This is a genomic window from Allomesorhizobium aridi, assembly GCF_043769475.1.
Classification (GTDB): Bacteria; Pseudomonadota; Alphaproteobacteria; order Rhizobiales; family Rhizobiaceae; genus Allomesorhizobium.
In genome coordinates this window covers 1,493,646-1,520,090 of the sequence record NZ_CP171729.1, presented here as the reverse complement: position 1 = coordinate 1,520,090, position 26,445 = coordinate 1,493,646, and the positions used below count along the sequence as shown (strand labels likewise).

General features: G+C 61.5%; 18 protein-coding genes and 2 pseudogenes. 4 read left to right on the top strand and 16 right to left on the bottom strand.

Features of this window, described 5'->3' with window-relative positions:
- The first annotated feature begins 236 nt into the window (after window positions 1-236).
- Complete coding sequence (locus tag ACG873_RS09435) at window positions 237-1,649, top strand: heparin lyase I family protein (protein WP_394891476.1); 1,413 nt, start codon at window positions 237-239, stop codon at window positions 1,647-1,649.
- Window positions 1,650-1,684: 35 nt separating this feature from the next.
- Window positions 1,685-3,379, top strand: coding sequence for a calcium-binding protein (locus ACG873_RS09430; protein ID WP_394891475.1), 1,695 nt, complete (start codon window positions 1,685-1,687; stop codon window positions 3,377-3,379).
- A gap of 167 nt (window positions 3,380-3,546) precedes the next feature.
- On the opposite strand, the gene ACG873_RS09425 is transcribed toward ACG873_RS09430, so the two are convergent.
- From ACG873_RS09425 to ACG873_RS09405, 5 genes are all read right to left on the bottom strand, one after another.
- Window positions 3,547-3,741: a hypothetical protein gene (locus ACG873_RS09425; RefSeq protein WP_394891474.1), complete on the bottom strand. Its 195-nt coding sequence runs from the start codon at window positions 3,739-3,741 to the stop codon at window positions 3,547-3,549.
- Window positions 3,714-4,337 carry a bifunctional DNA primase/polymerase gene (locus ACG873_RS09420; protein WP_394893418.1) on the bottom strand — a complete coding sequence of 208 codons (624 nt, stop codon included), beginning with the start codon at window positions 4,335-4,337 and terminating at the stop codon, window positions 3,714-3,716. Before ACG873_RS09420 ends, ACG873_RS09425 begins: the two co-directional genes overlap by 28 nt.
- A gap of 583 nt (window positions 4,338-4,920) precedes the next feature.
- Window positions 4,921-8,061 (bottom strand): efflux RND transporter permease subunit, encoded by a 3,141-nt coding sequence (locus tag ACG873_RS09415; RefSeq protein WP_394891473.1) that lies wholly within the window; start codon window positions 8,059-8,061, stop codon window positions 4,921-4,923.
- 90 nt (window positions 8,062-8,151) lie between these two features.
- The gene (locus tag ACG873_RS09410; RefSeq protein WP_394891472.1) at window positions 8,152-9,237 is read right to left on the bottom strand and encodes an efflux RND transporter periplasmic adaptor subunit; all 1,086 of its coding nucleotides are present in this window, start codon (window positions 9,235-9,237) and stop codon (window positions 8,152-8,154) included.
- A 21-nt stretch (window positions 9,238-9,258) separates the two neighbouring features.
- Entirely contained in the window at window positions 9,259-9,801 is a 543-nt protein-coding gene (locus tag ACG873_RS09405) for a TetR family transcriptional regulator (protein ID WP_394891471.1), read from the bottom strand.
- 327 nt (window positions 9,802-10,128) lie between these two features.
- Here ACG873_RS09405 and ACG873_RS09400 point away from each other — a divergent pair.
- Window positions 10,129-10,269, top strand: a pseudogene (locus ACG873_RS09400) (SDR family oxidoreductase); the annotation flags it as partial.
- 19 nt (window positions 10,270-10,288) lie between these two features.
- On the top strand, window positions 10,289-10,807 hold the full coding sequence (locus ACG873_RS09395; RefSeq protein ID WP_394893416.1) for a gluconokinase: 519 nt from the start codon (window positions 10,289-10,291) through the stop codon (window positions 10,805-10,807).
- Between the two features lie 37 nt (window positions 10,808-10,844).
- Here the strand turns inward: ACG873_RS09395 and ACG873_RS09390 are convergent, their stop codons facing one another.
- From ACG873_RS09390 to ACG873_RS09340, 11 genes and pseudogenes are all read right to left on the bottom strand, one after another.
- Window positions 10,845-12,791: a glycoside hydrolase family 127 protein gene (locus ACG873_RS09390; protein ID WP_394891470.1), complete on the bottom strand. Its 1,947-nt coding sequence runs from the start codon at window positions 12,789-12,791 to the stop codon at window positions 10,845-10,847.
- Between the two features lie 28 nt (window positions 12,792-12,819).
- A complete protein-coding gene (locus ACG873_RS09385) occupies window positions 12,820-13,677 on the bottom strand; it encodes a carbohydrate ABC transporter permease (protein ID WP_394891469.1) in 858 nt (285 codons plus the stop codon).
- Window positions 13,677-14,594 (bottom strand): carbohydrate ABC transporter permease, encoded by a 918-nt coding sequence (locus ACG873_RS09380; RefSeq protein WP_394891468.1) that lies wholly within the window; start codon window positions 14,592-14,594, stop codon window positions 13,677-13,679. The genes ACG873_RS09385 and ACG873_RS09380 overlap by 1 nt, the downstream gene beginning before the upstream one ends.
- 66 nt (window positions 14,595-14,660) lie before the next feature.
- Entirely contained in the window at window positions 14,661-15,905 is a 1,245-nt protein-coding gene (locus ACG873_RS09375) for an ABC transporter substrate-binding protein (RefSeq protein WP_394891467.1), read from the bottom strand.
- A 28-nt stretch (window positions 15,906-15,933) separates the two neighbouring features.
- On the bottom strand, window positions 15,934-17,010 hold the full coding sequence (locus tag ACG873_RS09370) for a LacI family DNA-binding transcriptional regulator (protein WP_394891466.1): 1,077 nt from the start codon (window positions 17,008-17,010) through the stop codon (window positions 15,934-15,936).
- A 209-nt stretch (window positions 17,011-17,219) separates the two neighbouring features.
- Window positions 17,220-18,593, bottom strand: coding sequence for an alpha-glucosidase/alpha-galactosidase (locus ACG873_RS09365; protein WP_394891465.1), 1,374 nt, complete (start codon window positions 18,591-18,593; stop codon window positions 17,220-17,222).
- 23 nt (window positions 18,594-18,616) lie between these two features.
- Window positions 18,617-20,286 (bottom strand): annotated as a pseudogene (locus ACG873_RS09360) (ABC transporter ATP-binding protein).
- Window positions 20,287-20,300: 14 nt separating this feature from the next.
- Complete coding sequence (locus ACG873_RS09355; protein ID WP_394891464.1) at window positions 20,301-21,428, bottom strand: ABC transporter permease; 1,128 nt, start codon at window positions 21,426-21,428, stop codon at window positions 20,301-20,303.
- Window positions 21,425-22,438 carry an ABC transporter permease gene (locus ACG873_RS09350; protein ID WP_394891463.1) on the bottom strand — a complete coding sequence of 338 codons (1,014 nt, stop codon included), beginning with the start codon at window positions 22,436-22,438 and terminating at the stop codon, window positions 21,425-21,427. Before ACG873_RS09350 ends, ACG873_RS09355 begins: the two co-directional genes overlap by 4 nt.
- A 120-nt stretch (window positions 22,439-22,558) precedes the next feature.
- Window positions 22,559-24,646, bottom strand: a complete 2,088-nt coding sequence (locus tag ACG873_RS09345) for an ABC transporter substrate-binding protein (protein ID WP_394891462.1) — start codon at window positions 24,644-24,646, stop codon at window positions 22,559-22,561.
- 159 nt (window positions 24,647-24,805) lie between these two features.
- Entirely contained in the window at window positions 24,806-26,278 is a 1,473-nt protein-coding gene (locus ACG873_RS09340) for an alpha-glucosidase/alpha-galactosidase (protein ID WP_394891461.1), read from the bottom strand.
- Between the last annotated feature and the right edge of the window lie 167 nt (window positions 26,279-26,445).

Below are 26,445 nucleotides of genomic sequence, written 5' to 3'. Positions count from 1 at the left end.
TACGACAGCAGCGGGTCGCATTCCTTGTCAGAGTCATCGAGAGGGCTAATACGCGACGCGCAACCTGGTTCAGGCTGGCACTCCTGGGCTCCCTGTAAACAGCCCATTAATCTTTTTCCTCTTGGCTTTGCCGCAGTTTACCATTCTTAACATGGGTGCGGCTGGTTGTTTGGTTCGCGATATTCGCGCTGCAATTACGAATTCAAGCGTCGCGTTCATTGGCGAGAAGGTTTACGTTGAACGCGTATCTAGAAATGGGCGGAAAGAAAACCATGGCGATAGCGGCTGGCGGCGAGCAACTGTTCGGACTTGAGCATCTGGGTGACATTCTTGACGGACAATGGGCTCTTCGGGTATCGCATGCGACCGACGCCGCCCTGAGCGGTGGGCAGGCGACCGAAGCAGAATCCGACTCTGGAACGCCGGAAACTCTGATCGCCGCGTCCCACGACCATTCGGCGGACCCCGTCTCCTTTCGCTATTTCGCCCCCGTCGAGATAGAGGACAAGCACGCGATCGTCGGGGCGACGAACGAACCCGCCGCAAACGACGATGGCTCCAGCTCGGCTTCCTCCGACTCTTTGGCCGCCTATGCGCTTACGCCGCCGGAAGGGTTCTTTGAAACCGACAGCTTTCACCTAAAAAATGCCGAGCAGGCCTGGAGTTACGCGTATGACGGCAATGTCATGCGCTTCGAAGTTCGTGGAGGCGATCAACATTCCGGCGATATAGGCACGGAAAAGGAACGCGCCGAGATTGCCAGCCTCAAAAAGATGAATTTCGATCGCACATATACGATCGACTATGAGTTCATGATTGAGAGCGGACCTCGGAACACCGCGGACTTCCTCATTCTTGGCCAGATCCACCAGACCGAGGATGAAGGAGACCTGGCTGCAAGTCCGCCGTTTTCCATTCAGATGGAAGGCGAGAGGATGCGGGTTTCGGCGTACAGCTCGAACCAACCGATCATGACCGTTCACCCACCGAAAATGATCCTTTACGACGATCAGACCGATATACAGCGGGATCGCTGGTATAAGATCGAGATCGAAGTTCGAATGGATCCGGATGGACTGGGCTTCGTCAACGTATCGCGCGATGGCGTTCAGATCGTAAGCTACACCGGCCCCCTCGGATACAATGACAAGTTTGGACCGTACTGGGCCCAGGGAATATATCGCGAAACGTCGGCCGAAACTTACGCAGTGAATTACCGTAACCTCGTTGTGGCCGCCGAGGGCCTGCCTGCACCCGTTATTGGCACGGCCGGAGATGACGACCTGTTCGGCGGATGGGAAAGCGAGAAGCTTTACGGCTCTTCGGGCAACGACAAGCTGAACGGGGGCGTAGAGGCGGATGAAATGTACGGAGGAGCGGGCGACGATAGCTACATCGTGGACAATATCGGCGACCTGGTCAGCGAGCTTGAGAACGGCGTCAACGCCGGCGGCCTTGACCTCGTTCGATCCTCGATCAGCTACGCGCTCAGCAATTTTGTGGAAGACCTGACGCTTATAGCCACCGGCCGCATCAATGGCACCGGCAACGATCTTGCCAACAAGATCTATGGCCAATCCGGAGTGAATATTCTTTCCGGGCGCGGCGGCGACGACACCATCTTCGGCGAAGGGGGGATGACACCGTAAATGGCGACGACGGCGCCGACAAGCTTTACGGCGGATTGGGCAACGACACACTCAATGGCGGCGCCGGCAACGATACCCTCTACGGCGAGGACGGCGACGACAAACTATACGGCAACGACGGAAACGATATCCTCGATGGCCACGGCGGCGTGGACACCATGACCGGCGGCGCCGGCAACGACAGCTATTACGTCGATAACGTCGGGGACAAGGTGGTAGAGGCGGCCGGCGGAGGCAGCGACGCGATCTATGCACGGGTGCGCTACAATCTCGATCCCTTATCCGAAGTGGAGGTCCTGCGGGCCGCTTCCGCGGGAAGTTCGGCGACGCTACACCTGTCCGGTAACAACTACAACAACACGATCTATGGAAATGCCGGAACCAACATCCTGAAGGGATACGGCGGACACGATGCCTTGTGGGGTCGGGCGGGGAACGACACGCTGCGCGGCATGGATGGCGTTGACAAGCTATATGGCGGTATCGGGAACGACATTATCTATGGCGGCATTCACGACGACCTGCTCTACGGCGACGAAGGGGACGACACGATCCGGGGCGAGGAAAATAACGACCGGATCTGGGGCGGCGCGGACAACGACATAGCCTTTGGAAATCTTGGCGACGACACTCTCTACGGCGAAGACGGCGACGACAAGCTCTACGGAAGCGAAGGCAATGACATTCTTCTCGGTGGGGCGGGAGCCGATCGCCTGACTGGCGAAGCAGGAAATGATGTATTTTATGTCGATAGAGACGACATCGTCGTCGAGACGGTGGGCGGCGGATCGGATTCGGTCAATGCGATAACAAGCTTCTCGCTATCCTCGTTGGCGGAGATCGAAATCCTCCGTCCGAGTGCTGCGAACGGGACAGCGGCGATCTGGTTGACAGGCAACGATTTCGTCAACGCGATCTATGGCAATGCTGGCAACAATATTCTGTCAGGCCGCGGCGGGGATGACTCTATTCGCGGTGAAGACGGCAATGACACGTTGAATGGCGACGACGGCATTGACAAGCTTTATGGCGGGCTTGGAAACGACGCCTTGAATGGCGGAAACGATAACGACTCTCTTTATGGAGAGGATGGGACCGATGCGCTGAGCGGTGGGGCGGGCAACGACCGGCTCGAAGGCGGGCGCGGGGCCGACACGATGTCCGGAGGAGTCGGCGATGATATATATTACGTTGACGGCTTGGGAGATCAAGCCCTTGAGGGGTCAGGCGGTGGCACTGATAGGGTCTACGCGACTGCGAGTTGCACGCTCAGTTCCGCCAGTGAAGTGGAGATGTTGCGCGCGATAGATGCCGCGGCGACAACTGCGATCAACCTCACCGGCTCAGATACCGTCAACAGCATTTATGGCAATGCTGGCGCGAACACGTTGAACGGCAAGGGCGGCGTCGACAGCGTATATGGCTACGGGGGGGAACGACATCTTCGTGTTCTCGAGCATTGCGCAGGGCGGCGACAGAATTGCCGATTTCGGCTTAGGGAACGATATCTTCCATTTGGACAATGCGGGCTTCGGGCCCGGTGTCGGAACGGGATCGACGGCGGCTGCGGGGGTCAGTTTCGTCTTGGGCGCCATGGCCACGAGCGCCAACGAGACGTTGATCTACAACAAGGCCACGGGGCAAGTGCTTTGGGACGTCGACGGGACTGGTGCGAGAGCGGCGGAGTTGGTCGCGTTCCTGGCGAACAAGCCCGACCTGACGGTGGATGACTTTCTCCTCATATAATTTCGCAGCAGCGCTCCACGTAGCGACCATGGAAGCCAATGTCGCTGGCACACATTCATCGTGTTGCGGTGCCAGCCCAGCAGTTCCGCCGTCTTGACCTGGTCAATAGCGAATGGCGTATCTGGGATAGGGTGCGAGACATGCAACAGGTTCAGCAACAGAGCGGCGTGAGGGTCGCCAACAAAGGCCAATATCTCGACGCGGGTCGTCGTCGCCCTAGCTTGTCGGCCCGTCCAATTTTCCCACTTACCTCGTAGAGCCAAACGGACTTCGCGATTTTGATAACCTGAGCATCGTCCAGCGGCGGGGCGCAAATCGTCATGTTGATTGTCCTTGCTGTGCCCAAGAGTTCGTCGAAGTCGTTGCAGCCACGAATCTCCCGCAGGAGCCGCTGAAACAGGCAGCGTCCCTTTTGCCTTCAGGGATCGATGGTCCAGTAGAGGGGGGAGAAGGGGAAGGGTGTTTAGTTATATTGTGTACGTTTCGTGTGCACGGTCGGCGCATCGTCGGCAGACGCTCGATGTCGTCCAGCGTTCCAGCGATGATTTGATATTGGCCTTTGCTGCCCTGCGAAGGCGGTGCGACGACAAAGCCGTCACCGAGAATATCAATAGGCTTGGCTGGGTCAGGCCGAACGCGGCGGCCCTCTCCGTTGTTGCGATACCACGCCTGGAAGTTGCCCGAGCCCGATCTGATGATGAGTGGCGACGGGCCGTGTTGGTCGAGCGCATCGGCAAGCAATCGCTCGTCGGGCGCATCTACGTCCAGGACTGTTATTTGGCTGCGCTTGCAGGCGAAGCCGAAGGCGTTGTCGTTGGCGAACTTGAGCGCCAGTTGTTCACTGGTCCGGTCGCCTATCTTTAAATAGCCTTTGACGGCGGGTCGCTTGTCTCGCTCCGGAAAAGGTGGCGAATACCATGCGCGCCGTATTGAGGTTGCCACTCGGCAAACAAGCCCATCACGCAGCCCTCCGCGCCGCTTGCCGATCGTGCCCAATGCGGGGAATTTCGAGACTGTCTACGGTTGCCAAGCCTAGCGACATTTCGAAGCCATTCCGCGTGTCGAGCGCGGCCGGCTTTCGCATTTCGGGCGGGCCGCTCATAGCACCCTCGCGGATCAAGTTCGCTTCGCGGATCGCCTCGCAGGCTTGGACGGGACAGGCCAAAACGCTGGCGAAGCTGGACGATCATGTTCTTGCCCTGGTCGCGCTTATGCGTAGTCGCGAGCCATCGAGCGGCGGAGCTTGTGCCGTCACTATGCTCGTGGTCGCAGCCGGTGGCGGTCGATAGAGCGTTGACCTGATGTTGATCGTTGGCGGCGTTTGGCGGACTGTCCCTCCGCCACCTATACAAAGCATCGTTTCGAAGGCGTGGTGATATCCGCTCAGCCGGAGCGGACATTCGCCCATCGGCGAGTCGACCAGAAGCGGCCATCGACCGAACGGCGATCAACGAGCAAGCAGGACCCTGTCCTTGAGTGCGGTTCCTTGCCTCGGGCCAGGACGCTAGTGCAGCCGCAAAAGCCTTCACTCGGCCGCGAGTGGCAAAAGCGGCCGTTCTTCCTCTTCTATTTTCGGCTCTTTGCCAGCCGGTGCCTTTTCATCTGCCTTGATGCGGCCGCGGAACCACAGGGCGTAAAGCGCCGGCAGGGACAGAAGCGTCAGGAAGGTCGCGACGAACAATCCGCCCATGATCGTGAAGGCCATTGGACCCCAAAAGGCGCTCCGTGTCAGCGGGATCATGGCCAGGATGGCCGCTAGCGCCGTCAAAATGACAGGTCGCGCGCGCCGGACCGTCGCCTCGACGATAGCGACGCGCAGCTTATGGCCCTCGTCGCGCACATCGCTCTCGATCTGATCCACCAGGATCACCGCATTGCGCATGATCATGCCGGCAAGCGCGATCAAGCCAAGCAGGGCCACGAAGCCGAAAGGCTTGTTGGCGAGATTGAGGGCGAGCGAAGCCCCGATCAATCCGAGCGGCGCGGTGAGGAACACCAGAATCAAGCGTGAAAAGCTTTGAAGCTGGATCATCAGGATCGTCAGCATCGCGATCAGCATCAGTGGAAAGACCGCAAAGATCGAGCTGTTGCCCTTCTCCGACTCCTCGATCGCGCCACCGATTTCGACGCGATATCCGGGCTCGAGCTTGTCGCGCAGCTCCGTCAGCAGTGGCCAGATCTGGTTGGTGACGTCAGGCGGCTGCACCCCGTCGACGACGTCGGCGCGGACTGTGATCGACATATCGCGGTTGCGCCGCCAGAGGATCGATTCTTCCGAATCCGGCACGATGTGCGCGACCTGGGACAAGGGCACGGCATTGCCATTGGGCGACAGGATCGTGAGATCGCCGATGCGGGCGAGATCGAGACGTTCCGAAGGAACAGCTCGTGCCACCACCTCGATCTTCTCGGTGCCGTCACGGATGTTGGTGACGCCATAGCCCGAGATCAGGGTCTGCAGGGTCTGGCCGACATCCTGCGGTGTCAGTCCGAGCGCGCGGGCGCGGTCCTGGTCGATATCGAGCCGGACCGAAGGCATGCGTTCGTTCCAGTCGAGATGCGGATCGATGACGTTCTGGTTGGTGCGCATGATTTCGCGCACCTGGTAGGCAATTTGGCGCACCTCCATCGCGTCGGGACCGACGACACGGAACTGTACCGGGAAGCCTACCGGCGGCCCGAAATTGAAGCGGTCGACGCGCACGCGCGCCTCCGCCAATGCGCCCGCCGCCAGCGCCTTCTCCAGCCTCGCCTTGATGCGCTCGCGCGCATCCACGTCCTTCGACACGATGACGATTTCGGCGAAGGCCTCATTCGGCAATTGCGGATTGAGGCCGAGCCAGAAGCGCGGCGAGCCCTGGCCGATATAGGTCGTATAGGTGGCGATATCCTCGTCGCCCTCGACCATGGCCTCGGCCTTGCGCGCTGTCTCGGTCGTCACGCCGATCGAGGTGCCTTCCGGCAGGCGCATCTGGAAGAACAGTTCGGGGCGTTCGGAGAGTGGGAAGAATTGCTGCTGCACCCGGCCGAACCCAACGACGGCGGCGGCGAAAATGCCGAGCGTCGCAACAACAACGATGACGCGGTGGCGCACGCACCAGTCGATCAGCCGGCGCAGGGCGCGGTAGAAGCGCGTCTCGTAAATCTCGTGTGGATCGTGATGCGAGGCCGCGACCTTGGCGAAGTCGGGCAGAAGCTTGACGCCGAGATACGGCGTGAACAAAACCGCCACGAGCCAGCTCGCGATCAACGCGATCGCCACGACCCAGAAAATACCGCCGGCATATTCCCCGACCGCCGAATTGGCAAAGCCGACCGGCAAAAAGCCTGCCGCCGTCACCAGCGTGCCGGTTAGCATCGGGAAGGCAGTCGAGGTCCAGGCGAATGAGGCGGCGCGGCTCCGCTCCCATCCCTGTTCCATCTTCACCACCATCATCTCGACGGCGATGATGGCATCGTCGACAAGCAGGCCGAGCGCGATGATGAGCGCACCGAGCGTGATCCGGTTCAGATCGAGATCGATAATGTTCATCACAATGAAGGTGATGGCGAGCACAAGCGGAACCGACAGAGCGACCACGATCCCGGTGCGCCAGCCAAGCGATACGAAGCTGACCAGCAGCACGATGGCCAAAGCCTCGCCAAAGGATGTGATGAATTCATCGACGGCGTGATCGACGACGTGCGGCTGATCGGCGATCTGCTCCAGATTGATGCCTTGCGGCAGGCTCGCCTCGATCTGGTTCATCGCGGCGCCGACGTCCTCGCCGAGTGTGAGAATGTTGGCGCCCTTGGCCATCACGACGCCGATGCCGAGCGCCGGCTTGCCGCGCTGGCGCACGAGATAGCTCGGAGGATCTTCGAAGCCGCGCGTCACCATCGCGATGTCGCCGAGCCGAAAGTTGGAACCGCCCGATTCGACCGGTATGTCGGCAACCGCCTGAACGCCGTCGACTGCGCCGGTAACGCGCAAGGGCACGCGCTGCGCGCCCGTCTCGACAGTGCCGGCGGGGGTCACGGCATTCTGCTTCGCCAGCAGATCGAAGATTGCCTGCGGCGAAATTCCGAGTGTGGCAAGCTTGGCGTGACTGAACTCGACGAAGATCTTCTCGTCCTGCTCGCCGTACAGGTTAACTTTGGTGACATTGGCCACCGAAAGCAATTTCTGGCGCATGGTCTCGGCCACGCGCTTCAACTGCGCGTAATCGGCGCCATCGGCCGTCAGCATGTAAAGGATGGAGTCGACGTCGCCGTATTCGTCGTCGACGTTTGGACCGATCAGGTCCGAGGGAAGGTCGGAGCGGATGTCGTCGAGCTTCTTGCGCAACTGATAGAAAAGCTGCGGCACTTCGCTGGGCCGCGTGAAATCCTTGAACTCGACCTGCATCGCCGTGAATGACGGCTTGGTGTAGGTCGTGACCTTGTTGAAATTGGGCAGTTCCTGCAGCTTCTTCTCGATCCGGTCGGAGACCTGATCCTGCATTTCCTGCGCGGTGGCGCCCGGCCAGATCGCCGTGACGACCGCGACCTTGATGGTGAAGTTCGGATCCTCGGCGCGCCCGAGCTGGAGATAGGAAAAGGCCCCGGCAGCCCCCAGCATCAGAATCAGGAAAAGCATCAGCGGGGGGTGCAGGACGGCCCAGCCGGAGAGATTAAAGCGGCCCATCGTCGATTTCCCTGAGGTTTCGCGCAGCGAAATCTTGCTTCCCGCGCTAGTTGTTCTTGGCGAAGCTGCTTCGCCGGCCGTTTCGCAAAATCAGAATTGCAGCTTGTCGACCACTCGCACCTTCTGTGCGATATCGAGCTTCTGTGTGCCCAGGGCGACGACCCATTCGCCGTCCTTCACGCCGCTCTTCACCAGCACGTCGCGCGCCTCGTAGCCCATGACCTCGACAGGCTTTTGCTGCAGGCCTCCAGTCTCCTTGTCGACCACGAAGAGCGCCGGACCCTCGCCCGCGTCGATGACGGCGGAGAGCGGCAGGCGCGCCACTTGGCCCGAGGCCGGATCGCTCAGAGTTACGGTGGCCGTCATGCCGAAACGGACATCGTCGCCCGCCTCTTGGATCGTGAAGCGGGCCTGGTACGTGCGGGTGGCGGCATCGGCGCCCGGTGAGAGCTCGCGCAATCGGGCGGCATAGACGTGGTCCGGCTGCGACCACAGGCTCACCGTGGCCTTGCCCTTGGCAAGACGGTCGACGAGAGCCTCGGGAACCGCGACGACGGCCTCCTTCTCCTTCAGTTGCGCCACACGTATCGCCATTTGGCCGGCAGCTATCACTTGGCCCGGCTCCAAGGCGGTAGCTGTGACCACGCCATCGGCGTCGGCGCGCAGGCTGGCATAGGTCAGCGAATTCTCGGCCAGCGACACGGCGCGCTCGGCGCGAAGAACGCGCCCGTCGGCCTCGTCGGTCGCCGCCCGCAGCTTTTCGAGACTGGCTTGTGTGGACCAGCCCTGCTTTTGCAGCACCTCACCGCGTTTCAGTTCGGCCAGCGCCTGCACCTGGTTGCCCTTGGCGGCTCGAAATTCGGCCTGTGCTTGATCGAGCTGGAGCCCGAGATCGGCCTCATCAAGCGCGGCCAGCACCTGGCCGGCTTTCACCGTTTCGCCGACCTCTACCAGGCGGCGCGCCACCTTGCCGGCGACACGGAAGCCGAGATCGCTCTCGATGCGCGGACGCACAGTGGCGACGAAGCTGCGCTCCTGAACCGCCGGTTCGTAATGGACCTGCTGCGCTAGAACCGGCCGCTGGGGCGGTTCATTCTTCACTTCGGACTTGCTCTCCGAGCAAGCCGCCAGCGCCGTCAGCGCCATGATCGGAAGGATAAGTCGTACCAAACGCATGATCATATCCTCAAACGGGGATCAGGGACGAAGGGAGCGAAGGATCAGGGCGACGGCGCGGCGCGCGTCGTCTTCCGCAGTCTCGCCGTTGTTCTGGGCAATGATGGTTGGATGGCAAAGACCGGTGCAGAGCGTGAACACGGTTTCGCCAGCCGTGGCTGGATCGAGCGCGGCAAATTCGCCGCTGGCGATGCCTTGGGCGATCACCGTGGAGTAATAGCCTTTGATCTTTTCGCAATGTGCTTGCATCGCTTCCCAATTCTCGGCCATTGCCACTTCGACCATGTCGTGCAGGCGCTTTTCCTTCACGAACTGCGCCCTGTTGTAGCTGTTGATGCCGAGAATGATGCGCTCAAGGCGTGTAGCCGCCGGCTCCGGGGAGGCGATGATCTCCTCGATCATCGCGTGCTCCTGGTCGAGCAGCCGGTGGCAGATCGCGTCCTTGATCGCGCTTTTTGACGGAAAGTAGCGATAGACATTAGCCGGCGACATGCCGAGCGCCGTCGCTATGTCGGCCACCGCTGTCTTGGCGTAGCCGATACGGCGAAAGTGCTCCTCGGCCACTTCCATGATCCGAAGACGTGTTTCTTCCGGCGAAAGACGCGCCCTTATATTCATACGCTCGGCCACCTTTAGTGACAACTGACGATTTTTGATTTTTATCATTCATCATAACGCAATGCAATATCCTTGTTTTCAGACGGTCCGCCGGGACCGGGAAATGCGGCGTTCAACGGCGCTCGTGTTTGACCTGCTTCCAAGACGATCGGCGGCACTGAAAAGATTCTCATTGCCTGATCTTGTTTCAGGGAGGTGGGTTGAGCTCGCTCTTCGAGTTGACTGGGTTTCGTGCCTTGGTAAACCGGGTCGACCTAAGGCATCGGCCTGGCGCTGACCAACCGCACTCCGGTGGCGCGCTGGGGCAATGTCGAGGAACTGGTCGGCGCGGCGGTGTTTCTTTCAGGAGCAGCGTCTTCCTTTGTCAACGGGCAGATATCCTATGTCGACGGCGGCATCACGACCTACCTCTGAGCCGGCGCTCATCGTGGTGATGGGCGTTAGCGGCTGCGGCAAGACGAGCGTCGGCGAGGGCGTCGCCGCGCGCCTTGGTTTCGCATTCGTGGAGGGCGATGCGCTGCATCCGCGCCAGAACGTCGAAAAGATGTCGGCCGGCGTTCCGCTCGACGACGCCGACCGCTGGCCCTGGCTGGATCTTATCGGCGAGGCATTGCGCGATGCGCATGGCAACGGCCTTGTCGTCACTTGCTCGGCGCTCAAGAAAGCCTATCGGGATCGCCTTCGCCATGCAGCCGGAAGCGATCTGGTCTTCGTGTTCCTGGAGGGATCGCACGAATTGCTGCGGCAGCGGATCGGCGAGCGGCGCGGCCACTTCATGCCACCCTCGCTGCTGGACAGCCAGTTCGCGACGCTGGAAGACCCTACGGCGGAACCGGGCGTGGTGGCAGTCAACATCGCCGGCCCAGTGGACGCCGTCATAGACGCCGTGTGTGCACGGCTGACGGAAATGGGGCTCGGGCCGGCGGTGCTTCAGCAAACGGAAGGAAAGTGAGGCAACCGCGCAGTCCGGGACGGGAGCAATCTCCGGATTACGAACTCCTTAGCCAGACGAGCATTTCGCCGGGTTCGCGGTTGTCCCAGGCAAAATACGGGACGGCGGTGAGCTTCGTCTCGTCGACGGCCGGCGGTTCGGTGCGATAAAGGCCGCTTTCCCAATTTTCCGAGGCGTCCCTCCTGGCGGCAGCAGAAAGCGTGACGACGCCGCCTAACAGATTCGGCTCGTCATGCGCCTCGATCGTTGCCGTCCGGGGCAAGGCGACGCGATGCAACTGGCCGGCATTGTCAGTCTCCTCGACGCAGTAGATCAGCGGGCCGCGGGAAAGTGCGACGCGGCCGACATCCTGCCGCACCTCCGGGTTGGCAAACAGGCGGGCGACAGCCATGTCGAGATCGAGTTCGACTCGGTCGCCTTTGTGCCACTCGCGCCGGATCGCGGCATAGCCGTCGCTCACGACCTCGTCCAGATCGACTTCAACCCCGTTCACCCTGAGAGCCGCCTTGCCGCACCAGGCCGGCAAGCGCAGGTGCAAGGTGAATTCGGTCGGCGCGTCTGGTTCGACGGCGATCGAGATTTTACCGTCCCACGGATACCGGCTGGTCTGAGTCAGGCTCACCGGCCTGCCGCCGACCTCGAAGCGGGCCGTGCTGTCACCGTAGAGATGAATGCCCAGCGCATCGTCCGACAGGCTATAGAAGTAGCTGCCTATCGAGGCGACCATGCGCCCGATATTGGGTGGGCAGCACGGGCAGCGGTGCCATTTCCAGCGGTTGTGGATGCCGCGGCTCTCGAGCGGATTTTCGTAGAAGAACAACGAGCCGTCGAGCGAAAGGCCTGATATCGAGCCGTTGTAGAGGGCCCTCTCCATGATGTCGGCGTAACGCGCATTGGGCCCCATGCCGAGCATGCGGCTTGCCCAGAACACCAGGCCGACCGCCGCGCAGGTCTCGGCATAGGCCGTTTCATTCGGGAGATCGTAGTCGCTGGTAAAGCCCTCATTGTCGGCGGAGGGGCCGAGGCCGCCCGTCACATAGAGCCGCTTTGAGACCAGATCGTCCCAAAGCCGGTCGAGCGCAATGCGCAGGCTGTCGTCGCCGTACTCGGTCGCGATGTCGGCCATGCCCGAATAGAGATACATCGCCCGGACCGCGTGGCCGACGACCTTGTCCTGTTCGCGCACCGGCTTGTGCGACTGGTTGTATTCGTAGGTCTTGAAGTGGAAGTCCTTGGGATCGGCGCCGCGGGCGCGGGCCTCCTCGTCGAAATAATGCGGCTGCTGGCCGCGCTGGTCGATGAAGTATTTGGCAAGGTCCATGTATTTCCGTTCGCCGGTCACGCGAGCCAGCTTCACCAGCGCCAATTCGATCTCCTCGTGGCCGCAATAGCCCTTTTTCTTGTCCGGCTCCGGCCCGAACATCGCCGCGATGTGGTCGGCGTAGCGGCACATCACGTCAAGCAGCTTGCGTTTGCCCGTGGCCTGGTAGTAGGCGACCGCGCCTTCGATCAGGTGGCCGGCGCAATAAAGCTCGTGGCAATCGCGCAGATTGGTCCAGCGCTTGCCGGGCTGCACGCGCTGGTACCAGCTCGAGAGGTAGCCGTCGGGCTGCTGCAGCTTCGCGTACATGTCGATTACGGCGTCGATCTTGCGCTCGAGCGCATCGTTCTTGCGCCGATAGAGCGAATAGGCGGCCGTTTCGATGGTTTTGCCGAGATCGGAATCCCAGAACATCTGGGTCGTCACGGTCGAGGCCGTGAAGCCGTCATTGACGTGGAAGGGAATGCGCACGCCGGGCGGGTCGCGGTCGGGATCGATCTGGTCGAGCATGCCGGCCTCGACGCAGCGATCGTACAGGATGTCGGCCGTGCGCGACGCAACGGCGTCGACCCGGTCGCCCCAGAAGCCGCGAATGTCGACCTGCGGAACGGGCAGCGGACGGAATGCGGATTTGCCCGGTTTGGCGGATTGAGATGCGGTCATGGATTTTCTCCCGTTCGGTCGATTTCGGTCACTTCACGGCCCCTGCCATGAGGCCGCGGATGTAGAAGCGCTGCAGGAGCAGGAAGAGCACCAGGCAAGGCACCATCATCACGGTTACGCCCGCCTGCACCGCGCCCCAGTCGATCGCACCGAACCGGCCCGACTGAAGCGCCGTCATCATGATCGGCAGCGTGAATTTGGACTGGTCCGTCATCAGCACGAGCGCGGCCAAGAACTCGTTCCACGCACCGAGGAACGCAAACAGAGCGATAGTCACGATGCCCGGCCAGACCAGCGGCAGCATCACTCTCACCAGCATGGTGATGTTGTTGGCGCCGTCCATGCGGGCGGCTTCCTCGATCTCGCGCGGAACCGCGTCGAAGGCGTTGCGCATCATAAAGATGGAGAACGGCAGCTGCAGCGTGACATAGACGCAAACCAGCCCGGTCAGCGTGTTGTGCAGGCCGATCTTGGTCAGAACCAGGAAGATCGGCGTCAGGATCGACTGGAACGGTATCATGATCGTCGAAAGGATGATGACGAAGAGCAGGTTCTTGAGCGGAAAGCGGAAGCGCGAGAAACCGTATCCGGCGAGCACGCTGACGACCACCGACAGCAGCATCGTCATCAGCGCGACATAGATGCTGTTTTGCGCCGGCAGCCAGAGGCCGTCGCCGAACGTGTTGAGCGTGGCGTAGTTCTCGACCGAGAAGCCTGTCGTCGGCCAAGGCGGCAGCGGCGGCTGACGCGCCTCCTGCGCCGGCTTGAAGGTCGAAAGCACGGTCCAGATGATCGGCGCGAGAAAAAGCGCGGACACGATCATGCCCGTCGAGTGCTCGGCAATCCGCAGCCCGATGCGGCTGCTGTGCTTTCGCGCCTGCGCCATCAGTCAAGTCCCTCGGGTTTGCGCAGCAGCCGGAGCTGGATGAGGCTGAGCGCGACGAGGATCACCAGCAGGACCATCGAAAGTGCTGCGCCGTAGCCGAGCTTGAACGACACGAATGACTGGTTGAAGATCCAGTACACGGCGGTCAGCGTCTGGTTGCGCGGCCCGCCGCGCAGGATGATGTAGAACTGGTCGAACGCCAGGACCGAGCCGGCAACCGACAGGATAAGCGCCAGCGCGATGGTGCGGCGCATCAGAGGCAGAGTGATGGCGCGGAAGCGCGCGAGCGGCCCCGCCCCGTCGATCGTCGCCGCCTCCTGCAGTTCCGGCGGTATGGATTGCAGGCCGGTCATCAGAATGATCATTGTAAAGCCGGCCACCTTCCAGACGACCATGGCGATAATCGACCAGAAGGCCGGCTGGAACGTCGCAAGCAGATTGACCTTCTTCTCGGTCAGGCCGAGTTCGAAGGCGGCCGGGCTGAATAAGCCGGAATCGACATTGAGAAGCCACGACCATAGCAGGCTGGCCGATGCGAAACCGACGACGACCGGCATGAAGAAGAATGTCCGGTAAAAGCCGGTCAGGGGTCGCGGTCTTTCGATGAAAAGCGCCAGCGGAAAAGCGACGGCGAAGATCGCGACCGTCACCACCACCGTATAGAAGCCGGTGAAGCGCAACGCGTTCCAGAAGCGATTGTCCCGCATGATCGCCCAGTAATTATCCAGGCCGATGTAGCTGTGCGCCCCCATGAGCGGCCAGTTGTGCAGCGACATCCATACCGTCATGCCGAGCGGTACGATGAAAAAGACGATGACGAGGGCGACAGCCGGCGCGACGTAGAGCAGGCCGACCCATTGCCGCGGGCCGGCTCCAACCAGCTTGCGGCGACGCAAAAGCGTAGAATTTGCGCTCATGCCAAGCTTATACCCCGCGCAGGCCGACAGCCCCTCCGACAATCGGAGGGGCCACCGGACTTGCTGCTACTGCTGCGCCGAATCGATGATCGACTGCATGGTTTCCTGGGCATTTGCGATGGAGCCATCGACGTCGTCTCCGAAGAAGACCTCGTTGACCATCTGCGTCCAGGGACCGTTGGCGGAGTTGATCAGGTCGTTGAACACCACGGTATAGGGCGTGCGGCCCTTGGCCATGGCTTCGGCAGCGATCTGATAACGTGGATCAAGATCCTTCAGCGCTTCCTTGGCGATGTCGCCGCGTACGGGAAGGCTGCCGTATTTCGCCAATATGGTCTGGCCCTCCAGGGAGTAGGCGAAATCGAGGAACTCCTTCACCACCGCGATCTTCGTGGTGCCCTTGGTGACGACGAAATTGTCGCCGCCGGCAAACGAGGACCAGCCGCCATCCTTGCCCGGCAGGAAGGTGACGCCGTAGTCGATGTCGGGATACTGGGTGTTCAGCGCGCCGATGGCGAAAGCTCCGGACGGCGAGATGCCGATATTGCCGGTGGCGAAGGCGGCAAAGAAGTTCGAGCCGGTGTCGGTCTGCGCGCCTTGCGGCACAAGATCCTTCTTAATCATCGACCGGTAAAGGTCGATGGCGCCGCGAAGCTGCGGGCTGTCGAGCGTCGCCTTGGAGCCGTCCTCGGTGAGGATGTCTCCACCCGAAGCCCAGATCAGCGGCGTGAAGGTGAAGATGTTGCAGCCGCCGCAATTGCCGGAGAAATAGAAGCCCTTGATGTCTCCGCCGAGAGCGTTGACCTTTTCGGCGGCCATCTCGATCTCGGCCCAGTTGGTCGGGCCCTTTTCAGGATCGAGGCCCGCCTGCTTGAACAGCTTCTTGTTCCAGATCAGCACCGAACTGTCGGCGGAGAACGGCAATCCGTAGATGCGGCCCTTGTAGCTGCCGGTCTTGACGTGGGCCGGCGACAGGCTTTCGAAATAAGGCAGGGATTTCGCCCAATCGGTGATGTCTTCGAGCTGGCCCGCGGCCGAGAAGGCCGGCGTGTAGATCAGGTCGAGCGAGAGCGCGTCCGGCGCGGTGCCTCCCGCGGCGGCGGCGCCGTATTTGGGAATGATTTCGGCATTCGGAATAATGTCCAGCTTGATCTGGTTCTCGTGCCCCTTGTTGAACGCATCCACGATGCGCGGCATGAAGTTCGAGCCGTCGGCGCGGACCCAGATGTTGGCGGTCTCCGCCGCTCCGGCCGGCAAAGCGGCGCTAAATATGCTCGCGGCAAAGGCGAGCCCGGCAATAGCAGTCCTCATTGGTTCTCCTCCTGCTTCGGCCGCGGTCTCAGGCGGATGCCATTGGCGCGGCGCTTTGTTTCAGGCCGTCCAGCGGACGGCCGCATGACTGACGCACCACCAGCCGGCACGGCAGTTTCCTGATGCCCGGCTCGGCGGGTTTCCCGCCGACGAGCGAAAGAAGGGTGAGACCGGCTTCGCGCCCAAGCGCGGCCAGGTTCATGTCGACGGACGTCAGCGGCGGACGGGTCGCCTCGGCCACGATCTCCCAATTGTCGAAACCGATGACGCCGACGTCGTCGGGCACGCTCAGGCCGCGTTCACGCAAGGCGTCCATGACGCCGCGTGCGATCTGGTCGTTGCCGCAGAAGACGGCATCGGGCTTTTCACCGTCCCCGTCGAAGAGCTTTCCGACCGCCTCGCGACCCCATGCTTCGGACCACGAACCAAGCAGCGGCTCGATGACGGGCATGCCTGCTTCGGTCAGCACGTCGCGATAAGCCTGGGCGCGCTCATGCACCACCGCGAAGCTGGACGGACCGGTGACATGGGCGATGCGGCGGCGGCCAAGCCGGCAAAAATGTTCCACGGCCAGGCGTGCTCCGCCGGCGTCGTCCGACACGAAGGCGATGGCGCCGGGATCAGGCTGGGTGAAGGCGTAGATCGCGGGAATGCCGAGATTGGACAGATCGACCGGCAGATGGCGGTCGATCCGCTTGCCGGTGGCGATGATGCCGTCGACGCGCTTGTCCAGCATCGCATCGACATGGAGCTGGCCGAGACGCGGGTCGTCCTCGACGTTGCAGAGAAACACCGAGACGCCGTTGTCGACCAGCGCGTCCGAAATGCCCGACATGACAGGCAAGGAAAACCGGCCATAGGTGTCGTTGGTCAGCAGGCCGACGGTAAAACTGCGCCGCCGCAACAGGCTTTGCGCCAGACCGTTAGGCCGAAACCCGAGACGCTGCGCCGTCTCGCGAATGCGCTCGCGCGTCTCGGCAGTCATCCGTCCCTGCCCGTTGAGAGCCTTCGAGGCCGTCGCAACGCTCACGCCGGCATCAGCGGCCACCTCGCGCAAGGTGACGGGCTTTGCAAAGACGGACGTCGGCTGTGCGTCGGAAGGCATCTCTCGACCTTAAATTGAGAAAAGCTTTTCTCTTGCATTCCCGCCATATCGGCCTTTGGGCCTGTGAACGAGAAGAAGCTTGGGAAAAGGTTTTCTCAAACGAGATTAGGACAACGATCCGGCCGATGCAAGAGAGATGACATCGGCCGACACGACGAGCCGGCACAGGCGGTCAATCTGTCTTGGGCGTGACCGATGCGCCCCACGGCTCACGCAGCCTGAGTTTTTTTCGAGACCCGCGCCCACTCCGGAATCCACTCGCTGTGGGCGGCCAGCAAATCGTCGACGAGCGACCAGATTTGGTCGAGATCGAGTTCGGCGGCGGTATGCGGATCCATCATCGCCGCGTGGTAGAGATGCTCGCAGTTTTCCGTCATCAGCGCCTCGACCGTCAGTTCCTGCACATTGACGTTGGTGCGGATGAGCGCCGTCAGTTGCGGCGGCAGGGCACCGATGAAGGTCGGCTGGATGCCGGACGCATCGACCAGGCACGGCACTTCGGCCGCGCAATTTTCCGGCAGCGAGGTGATGCAGCCATTGTTGCGGACGTTGCCGTAAATGACAGAGGGCTCGCCGGTCCAGACCGAGTTCATGATCGAGGAGGCATACTCATGGCTCTCCTCGACCTCGATGGTTTCTGCGCTGCGGTAGGCGTCCGCCTGCCCCTTCCAGCGCTCGATCTGTTCGATGCAGCGCTTGGGATATTCGTCGAGCGGAATGCCGAATTTCTCGATCAGGTCGGGCCTGCCCTCCTTGATGAAATAGGGCGTGTATTCGGCGAAATGCTCCGAGCTCTCGGTAACGAAATATCCAAGCCGGGTCAGCATCTCGTAGCGCACCTTGTTCGGACAGCGCGGATTCCAGTGGCTGGGCTTGGGGAAGCGCCCTTCCCGGTAGCCGCGCACGAGATCGGGATAGAGGTCGCGATGGCTGCCATCGGCCTGCCGGTGCTCGAATTTCAGGTAGAAAGCCATGTGGTTGATGCCGGCGGCGCGGTAGCGGATTTCTTCGAGCGGAATCTCGAGATCGCGGGCGAGCTCGAAGGCCGTTCCCTGCACCGAATGGCAGAGGCCGACCTGCTTGATGAGTGGATACTTTTCCGCGATCGCCCAGGTATTGATCGCCATCGGGTTGACGTACTGCAGGAGGATGGCGTCGGGGCAGATCGCCATCATGTCTTCGCAGATTTTCCAGAGATGCGGGACGGTGCGCAAACCCCGCATGATGCCGCCGACGCCGAGCGTGTCGGCGATGGTCTGGCGCAGGCCGTATTTTTTCGGCACCTCGAAGTCGGTGACAGTGCAGGGCTCGTAGCCGCCGATCTGGAAGGCGACGACGACGAAATCCGCGCCTTCGAGGGCCTTGCGCTGGCTCGAATGCGTCTCGATAGTCGCCTTCGCGCCTAGCGTCTTGATCAGCTTTCCGGCGACGATCTCGCTCTCTTCGAGACGTTGCGGGTTGAGGTCCATCAGTGCGATCGTCGCGCCGGAAAGAGACGGCCGCTGCAGCACGTCGCCGATGATGTTCTTCATGAAGACGGTGGAACCGGCCCCGATGAACGTGATCTTGGGTTGTCTCGTCATGAATTGCGCCTCTTGTCTGCGATTTATGCGGCTACTTCGAACGCGGCCCTGACGAGCCGTTCGGTGTAGGCGGTCCTGGGGTGGGAAAGAACCTCGTCGACCGGCCCTTCCTCGACGATTTTGCCGTGCTGCATCACCACCACCCGATGACAGAGCGCGCGCACGACCTTCAGATCGTGGGAAATGAAGAGGTAGCTCAGGCCGCGTTCGTCCTGCAGCTTGCGCAGGAGGTCGATGATCTGGGCCTGCACGGACAGATCGAGCGCCGAGGTCGGCTCGTCGAGCAGGATGAACTCCGGCTCGAGCGCGATTGCCCGCGCAATGGCGATGCGCTGGCGCTGACCGCCGGAAAACTCGTGCGGGAAGCGCGAGAGGATGTTTTGCGGAAGCCCGGCGCTGACAAGCGCCTGCTCCACACGCTGCAACCGATCGCTTTTGTTGTCGCCGAGCCGATTGACGATTAGTCCCTCCTCAATGATCTGGCCGACCGACATGCGCGGATTGAGCGAGGAAAACGGGTCCTGGAAGACCACCTGCATGCGCGATCTGAGCGGCCGCATCTGGTCACGTGTCCTGGCGTGGATGGGTTCGCCGTCGAAGAAGATTTCGCCGCCGTCGGCCGTCAAGAGCTTCACCAATGCCTGCCCGAACGTCGTCTTGCCGGACCCGGATTCGCCGACCAGCCCCAGCGTTTCGTGCCGGTGAAGTTTCAGGCTGAGGCTGTCGACGGCGACCAGTTCCTTGAGCCGCGACCTGAAGAACCCGCCATGCTTCAGCATGAACGACACCCGCACATTGCTGCCCTCGAGCATGACAGCGGAGTCTACCGGCGGCGGATTGGCCATGCCCTTGGGTTCGGACGCCAGAAGATGGCGCGTATAGGGATGCTGCGGGTTTTTGAAGAGCGCTTCGGTGGTGTTGTGCTCCTTCACCTCGCCCTGGCTCATCACATAGACGTAATCGGAAAACTGGCGAACGACGGTCAGGTCGTGGGTGATCAGGATTACCGCCATGCCGAGCTTCTGCTGCAGGTCGCGGATTAGGTTGAGGATCTGCGCCTGCACCGTGACGTCGAGCGCCGTCGTCGGTTCGTCGGCGATCAGCACGTCCGGATTGTTGGCGAGCGCCATGGCGATCATGACGCGCTGGCGCTGGCCGCCCGAAAGCTGGTGCGGATACTGGTTGAAGCGGCTTTCCGGGTCCGGATCTGCACCTGCCGCAACAGTTCGAGCGTCCGCTCGGCAGCTTGCTTGCGGCTCATCTTCTGATGCACGCGGATCGCCTCGATGATCTGCACGCCGACGGTATAAACCGGATTGAGCGAGCTCATCGGCTCCTGGAAGATCATCGAAATGCGGTCACCGCGCAGCGCCCGGCGTTGCCGGTCGGAGAATTTCAGCACGTTCTTGCCGTCATATTCGATCCGCGAATGCCCGGCCACCGTGGCGCGCTTGGTGAGCAGGCCCATGACCGTGCGCGCCGTCACCGATTTGCCGGAGCCGGACTCGCCGACAACGGCGATGGTCTCGCCGCGATAGAGCTGGAAGGACACATTCTTGACCGCATCGACCGTTCCGCCTTCCACCTTGAAGGTCACCGCGACATTGCGGGCGTCGATGATGGGACTGCCGATCCTCGCCGCATGATCGCAGCGTTCGTCGGGCGCCATCGAGGTCTTTTCCGTCAGAGCCATGGTTCCTGGCCTTCTCAATATGGATCGACGGCATCGCGCAGGCCGTCGCCCAGCGCATTGAACGCAAAGACGGTGACCAGCACGAAACCCACCGGAGCGAGGATCCAGGGATAGGATCCGATGACGGAATAGGTCGCGGTATCCTGCAGCATCAGCCCCCAGGAGATCAGCGGCGGCTTCACCGCAAAGCCAAGGAAGCCGAGGAAGGATTCAAGCAGAACGACATTCGGGATCGCCAGCGTCACGGCAACGATGACGTGGCTCATGACGTTCGGGAAAATATGCTGGAAGATGATCCGGCGGTCGGTGGCGCCGATCGCCATCGCCGCCCGCACGTAATCGATCCGCGCCAGCGCCAGCGTCTTGCCGCGGACCTCGCGCGACATCTGCGCCCAGCCGAGCGCCGACATGACGAAGATGACGAAAGCGAGGAAGACGTTGGTCGGCGCCGTCACCGGGATCAGCGAAGTGAGCGCCAGATAAAGGGGCAGTTGCGGAAAGGCGAGCACCAGTTCGACGAAGCGCTGCACCCAAGCATCGAGCCTTCCGCCGAAATATCCGGACACCATGCCGACCGTGGTGCCGACGACCGTGATGATGAACACCACGGTGAGCGCGATCATCAGCGAAATGCGCGAGCCGTAGATGATGCGCGACAGCACATCGCGGCCGAATTTGTCGGTGCCGAGGAAATTGACCGGGCTTCCGTCGGTGGCGCCGAAGAAATGCCGCTGCGCCGGGATCAGGCCGAAAAGCCTGTACTCGAACCCTTTCACGAAAAAGCCGAGCGTCTGCGGATTTTCGTAGTCGGGGCCGACGATCGGCTGAAACGTGACCGGGTCGAGTTCCTCGGTCTCACGAATCTGGTAGGTGCGCGGCGGAAAGACGAAATTCCCGTCCCGGTCCGTCATACTGATGGTCTGCGGCGGCGCGAAACCGACGCCGGTCAGCTTCGGATCGACGGGTGCGAAGAACTCCGCGAATATCGTCATTATCATCAGGAGGCAAACGAGGATCAGCCCTATCATGCCGGTCCAGGATCGCTTCAGGCGGCGCCAGACAAGCGCGGTGTAGGTTTCGTTGCCATGGCCTTTGGCCGGCGGCACGGAGGTGGAGATTGCGGGTTGGACGTCGGCTTTCATGCGTCGGCCCCTCCCCCAAGGCGAACCCGCGGATCGAGCGCCGCGAGCAGCATGTCGGCGATGATGTTGCCGACGATCAGGGTCACCGACAGAACCAGCATGAAAGTCGCCGTGACATAGACATCGCCAACCCACATCGAGCCGACGATCGCCGGGCCGACCGTCGGCAGGGCGAAGATGATGGCGGTCTCGATCTCGCCGGTCAGCATGTAGGGCAACACGACGCCCTGGTACATGACGAGCGGATGCAGCGCGTTCGGCACGGCGTGGCGCATGATGACAGCGCTTTCGCTGAGGCCCTTTGCCCGCGCGGTTTCGACATATTGAGCGTTCAGCGTATCGAGAAGATTGCCCCGCATGACACGCATGTTGTACGCGAGCCCGCCCAAGGTGGCGATCGCGATCACCGGCCAGACATGCTTGACCAGATCGACGAACTTGCCCCACGACCAGGGCGCCCCGCCGTAGCGGGCGGAATGAAAGCTGTTGATTTCCGTGACGTTGAAGTGGAACACCAGGACATAGACTATGATCAGCGCCATCAGGAAGCGCGGCACCGTCATGCCGAGAAACGAAATCCCCGACAGCAGGCTGTCCACCCAGGAATATTGCCGGGTCGCCGCCAGAACGCCGAAGGTGATGCCGATCACCGATGCAAGGATATGGCAGACGAGCGCTAGCGCCAGCGTGCGCGGCAGACGTTCGCCGACCACATCGGCGACGGGTTTGTTATAGAAGAGGCTGTGGCCGAAATCGCCGCGGGTGACGATGCCGGTGATCCAGTTGATGTACTGGACCGGCAAGGGCTTATCGAGCCCGTGGCTGACCTTGTAGGCCTGCGCCTGGGCGTCGGCCTCCTCGAAGGACGCGCCGCCCTGATTGATCAGTTGCGAGCGGATATAGTCGCTGTAGTCGCCGGGGGGCGCTTGGATGATCGCGAACGTCACGACGCTCAGGACGAAGAGAACAGGGATCGCCGAGGCGATACGCACAAGCAGAAATCTGAACATGGCCGTGTTTGCTTCTCTTGTGGCTCGTGGCGCTGCCGCTCCCTTGGGGTGCGGGTTCTCCACGGTTCAATTCAGACTTTCTCCTCCGGCGGATGCCCGCCGGAGGAGAAATCGACTGCGTTAGTTGATCGGGCCGCTTTCGCCAGGCTTGCCCGGCAGCTGTTCAGGGAACAGTTCGTAGTCGCCCTGCTTATCGGCAGCGACGAAGACCCGTTCGCGGATGATGGTGTCTTCGGCCCAGTTGAACATGAAGATCGGCGTCCCCTCCGGAATGTTGGAAAAACGCTTGTTGATGATGAGCGCGCCCGGATATTCCGTCAGGCCGATCGTATCGAGGTTGGTCGTCGAGACCTTCTGGAACTGCTTCATCAGTTCGGCCCGTTCGTCATTGTCGTTGCTGGCGATGAACTTGTTGACGATGTCCACCATCTCCTGCTCGAAGGGCATCAGATCGACCGTGCCGTCCTTTGCCGCCCGGTGGTGCCAGCTTGTGCGCGGGCCGGTCGGCGCAAGTTGGGTCGTATTCTGCACCACCGATGTCAGTTCCTGGTCGTTGCGGCGGACGAGCCAGTCGAAGCGGCCGGCATATTGCGTGTTGTCGCGCTTCACGCCGTCGACGGCGTTGATCGTCACCTTGAGGCCTAGCTGTTCCATTTGGCCGACCAGACCCTCCGCGAGATTGCGGTCCGTGCTGTAGTCGGAATTGACGAGGAGCACGATCTGCACGTCGGAGCCACCCGCTGTTCCGGCAGGGAAGTTGACGACGCCATTGCCGTCCGTATCCTTCAGCCCGACCTTCTCCAGCAGCGCCTTGGCGCCTTCAAGATCGAACGGATAGTAGATCGTGGAGGCGCGGTCGTAGAAGGCCGTACCCGAGGAAATGCCGCCGGGATAGATCGCCGTGAACGGACCCTTGACGAGGGATTCGCCGAGTTTCTTGCGATCGATGGCCATCGTCACGGCTTTGCGGAAATCGTCGTTACGATTGAGCTCGCGCACGGCCTGCGCCCGCTCGTCCGGCTCGCCCCAGCCATTGGCCGAGAAGTTCATGCGCAGATTGTAGCCGATCAGGCGGGCGCCGAAGGCCAGCCGCGCGGGAGCCGTTTCCTGTGCGGCGCGCTTCAGCGATTCCACGAAGTTTTCAGGCTGTTCCAGGTTCGAGATATCGCCGGAGCCCGCGATCGCCTGCACGTCGCGGTCGGCCCAGGTCGACAGCTTGTAGTGAATCTCATTGAGATACGGCAATTGGTTGCCGGCCTCGTCGACCTTCCAGTAATAGGGGTTGCGCCGCAGCACGATGATGTCGTCCGAGCGGTATTCGACCGGCACCCAAGCGCCCATCACTGGCGTATTCAGGTATTCCGGCGGAAACCCGTTCTTGTACTGATCGTAGGTCATGTCCTTGTTGTATTTCGGATGCTTGGTCTTCAGGATATGGGATGGGCCCGGACAGAAGGTGCCGTAGGCCATCGAATAGAGGTGCTGGCGCGGAAATGCATCCTTGAAGGTCCATTCGATCGTGTACTTGTCGATCTCCTTCAGGATAGTGCCTTCACCAAACGTTTCCGGCGTCGCGCCGTTCAACGGCGAGACGTTCGGGTCGACGACATTGTCGTCCCAGTAGAACATCACGTCATCGGCGTCGAAGGGGTCGCCGTCCGACCACTTTGCCCCTTCGACCAGTTTCATCGTCAGCGTGTGGCCGTCTTCCGACCACTCCCAGCTCTTGGCAAGATTGGGCAGCGGCTCGACGTCCTTGGCATCGACCTGGAATAGCGGCGCGGTGCGCGTCAGGCATTCGAACATCGCAATGTCGATGCCGCCCCAGCCTTGCGTCTGCCCGGCGCTGTAGTTCCAGCCTTCCGGCCGGCCGCCGACGACGTGGCGCATCGTGTCGCCATAGACGCCGACACCGTCCGGCATGTTCCCGGTCTTGAAGACCATCGGCTCCTTCGGCAGGCGTTCGGCCACCGGCGGCAGTTTTCCGGTCTTGACGAATTTCTCGGTGATCCATTCCGGTTCGCGATACTCCGGCAACGTCTTGAACTCGAGGATCGAGTCGCGCGGCACGTAAGTGATCTTGCCTTGCGCCGGAAACGGCGGCTGTTCGGGCACGACGGTCGGCTCGGAGGCCGAGGCCTGGATGGCGAATGCCGATACGCCAAACAGAAGCGCGGCGACGGTTTTCATGCGGCAGAAAATGTTCATTGTCCTGGTTTCTCCCTTATGCATCAGGCCTGCCGCGATGGCATGGCTCTCCTCCAACAAGCATCGAACGAAGCGGTATTCCGCTTTCTTGGGTGACAGTGCCGTGCTGCCCGGGCGCATTCACCCGCCGGACCATTGGCCTTTATCGTCGCCAGTGGCTCATCCGGCCGCGCGCAATTTCACGGCTTCCTTTTCGGCCCGGATCTCTTCGATCGACCGAACCTCGCGGCGGGCGACGCCCTTCCATTCCCGCGTCTTCACCGTCGCGCGGCTCAGCCGCTCCTTGGCGCCGTCGATCGCATGGGCGTATTGCGGCAGCCACTCAGCCTGCGCCACAACCATCTCGTCGACCATCTGCCAGACCTCTTCCGGCGTGCAGATGGCGCCGACCAGCGGATCGTGCAGCACGGCCAGTTTCAGGAGGTCGATGTCTCCCGAGATTGCCGCGTGGACCGACATGCGCTGGACGTTGATCGACGAAATGCAGGTCGCGGCGCAGGCTTCCGGAAGCGTGATGCCGGCCACCATGTTGATGCCGAAGCGATCGACGAAACCGGGCGATTCAATGATGGCGTCGGACGGCAGATTGGTGATGACGCCGTCGTTCTTGACGTTGAAGTGCCCGCGATAGACTCGCCCCGTCTCAAGCGCCTCCAGTATGTGGCTGGCATGCTCGTTCGAGCGGCGCGCCGGATCGAGGGGTTTTCCCGCGTCTTCAAGAAACTGCGGAAATTCGGTTTCGAACCAGTTCCGGGTCTCGGTCGAGTAGCGCAGGTACCCGCCGGTTTCGCCATGGATCCAGTCGGACATGTCGATCCACTTGGCAGTCTCCTCCGGCCGCTTGCGGTACCAGGGCAAATATTCCGACAGGTGGCCGTTGCTTTCGGTCGAATAGACGCCGAAGCGCTTCAGCACGTCTATCCTGAGCTTCTCCTGCCGCGAGAAGACCGGATGCGCCTCGAAAGCGGCGACGAGTTCATCCCTGCCGATCTTGCGGCCCTTGACGCGAACGTCGACGAACCAGGTCTGGTGGTTGATGCCGGAGCAGACATAGTCGAGTTCGCCCTCCCCGGCGCCGAGGATCTCGGCGATCTGTTCGGCGCCGTGCTGGACGCCGTGGCAGAGACCGACGGTATCGACTTTGCCGTATTCGATCGCTGCCCAGGTGTTCATGGCCATCGGGTTGGCATAGTTCAGGAATTTCGCACCTGGCTCGGCGAGTTCCCGGATATCCCTGCAGAAATCCAGAATGACTGGGATGTTGCGCTGGCCGTAGAGAATGCCGCCGGCGCAGATCGTATCGCCGACGCACTGGTCGACACCGTATTTGAGCGGGATGCGGATGTCGTCGGCGTAGGCGCCGAGCCCTCCGACACGCACGCAACTGATGACGTAGCGCGCACCCTCGATCGCCTTGCGGCGATCCGTTGTGGCGGTGACACGGGTGGGCAGCTTGTTGGCCTCGACGATCTTGTCGAGGATCGTCTTGATCATGCCGAGATTATGCTCGCTCAAATCGGTAAGCGCGAATTCAACGTCGCTGAACTCCGGCACACAGAGAATGTCGGTGAAGAGTTTCTTGGTGAAGCCGACGCTGCCGGCACCTATAATGGCTATCTTGAAGCTGCTCATGCCGTCCTCGTCTCTGCTTATCGGGTCGAAATGACCGGATAGGGTAAAATCAAAGCACCGAAACCGGCGGTTGCATGAGCACCGCGATGCTTTTGTTTCCTCCCTGTGAGGCCGGTCCGCTCAGCCATCTTGTCTTGTTAGGGGTCATTATGCGCATAATGACCAGC

Excerpts from the sequence above, each read along its gene's own strand:
- ACG873_RS09355 (WP_394891464.1), bottom strand. The coding sequence starts at position 21,428 with ATGAAAGCCGACGTCCAACCCGCAATCTCCACCTCCGTGCCGCCGGCC.
- ACG873_RS09410 (WP_394891472.1), bottom strand. The coding sequence starts at position 9,237 with ATGCGTTTGGTACGACTTATCCTTCCGATCATGGCGCTGACGGCGCTG.
- ACG873_RS09340 (WP_394891461.1), bottom strand. The coding sequence starts at position 26,278 with ATGAGCAGCTTCAAGATAGCCATTATAGGTGCCGGCAGCGTCGGCTTC.
- ACG873_RS09390 (WP_394891470.1), bottom strand. The coding sequence starts at position 12,791 with ATGACCGCATCTCAATCCGCCAAACCGGGCAAATCCGCATTCCGTCCG.
- ACG873_RS09350 (WP_394891463.1), bottom strand. The coding sequence starts at position 22,438 with ATGTTCAGATTTCTGCTTGTGCGTATCGCCTCGGCGATCCCTGTTCTC.
- ACG873_RS09370 (WP_394891466.1), bottom strand. The coding sequence starts at position 17,010 with ATGCCTTCCGACGCACAGCCGACGTCCGTCTTTGCAAAGCCCGTCACC.
- ACG873_RS09380 (WP_394891468.1), bottom strand. The coding sequence starts at position 14,594 with ATGAGCGCAAATTCTACGCTTTTGCGTCGCCGCAAGCTGGTTGGAGCC.
- ACG873_RS09345 (WP_394891462.1), bottom strand. The coding sequence starts at position 24,646 with ATGAACATTTTCTGCCGCATGAAAACCGTCGCCGCGCTTCTGTTTGGC.
- ACG873_RS09365 (WP_394891465.1), bottom strand. The coding sequence starts at position 18,593 with ATGACGAGACAACCCAAGATCACGTTCATCGGGGCCGGTTCCACCGTC.
- ACG873_RS09415 (WP_394891473.1), bottom strand. The coding sequence starts at position 8,061 with ATGGGCCGCTTTAATCTCTCCGGCTGGGCCGTCCTGCACCCCCCGCTG.
- ACG873_RS09395 (WP_394893416.1), top strand. The coding sequence starts at position 10,289 with ATGGGCGTTAGCGGCTGCGGCAAGACGAGCGTCGGCGAGGGCGTCGCC.
- ACG873_RS09385 (WP_394891469.1), bottom strand. The coding sequence starts at position 13,677 with ATGGCGCAGGCGCGAAAGCACAGCAGCCGCATCGGGCTGCGGATTGCC.
- ACG873_RS09375 (WP_394891467.1), bottom strand. The coding sequence starts at position 15,905 with ATGAGGACTGCTATTGCCGGGCTCGCCTTTGCCGCGAGCATATTTAGC.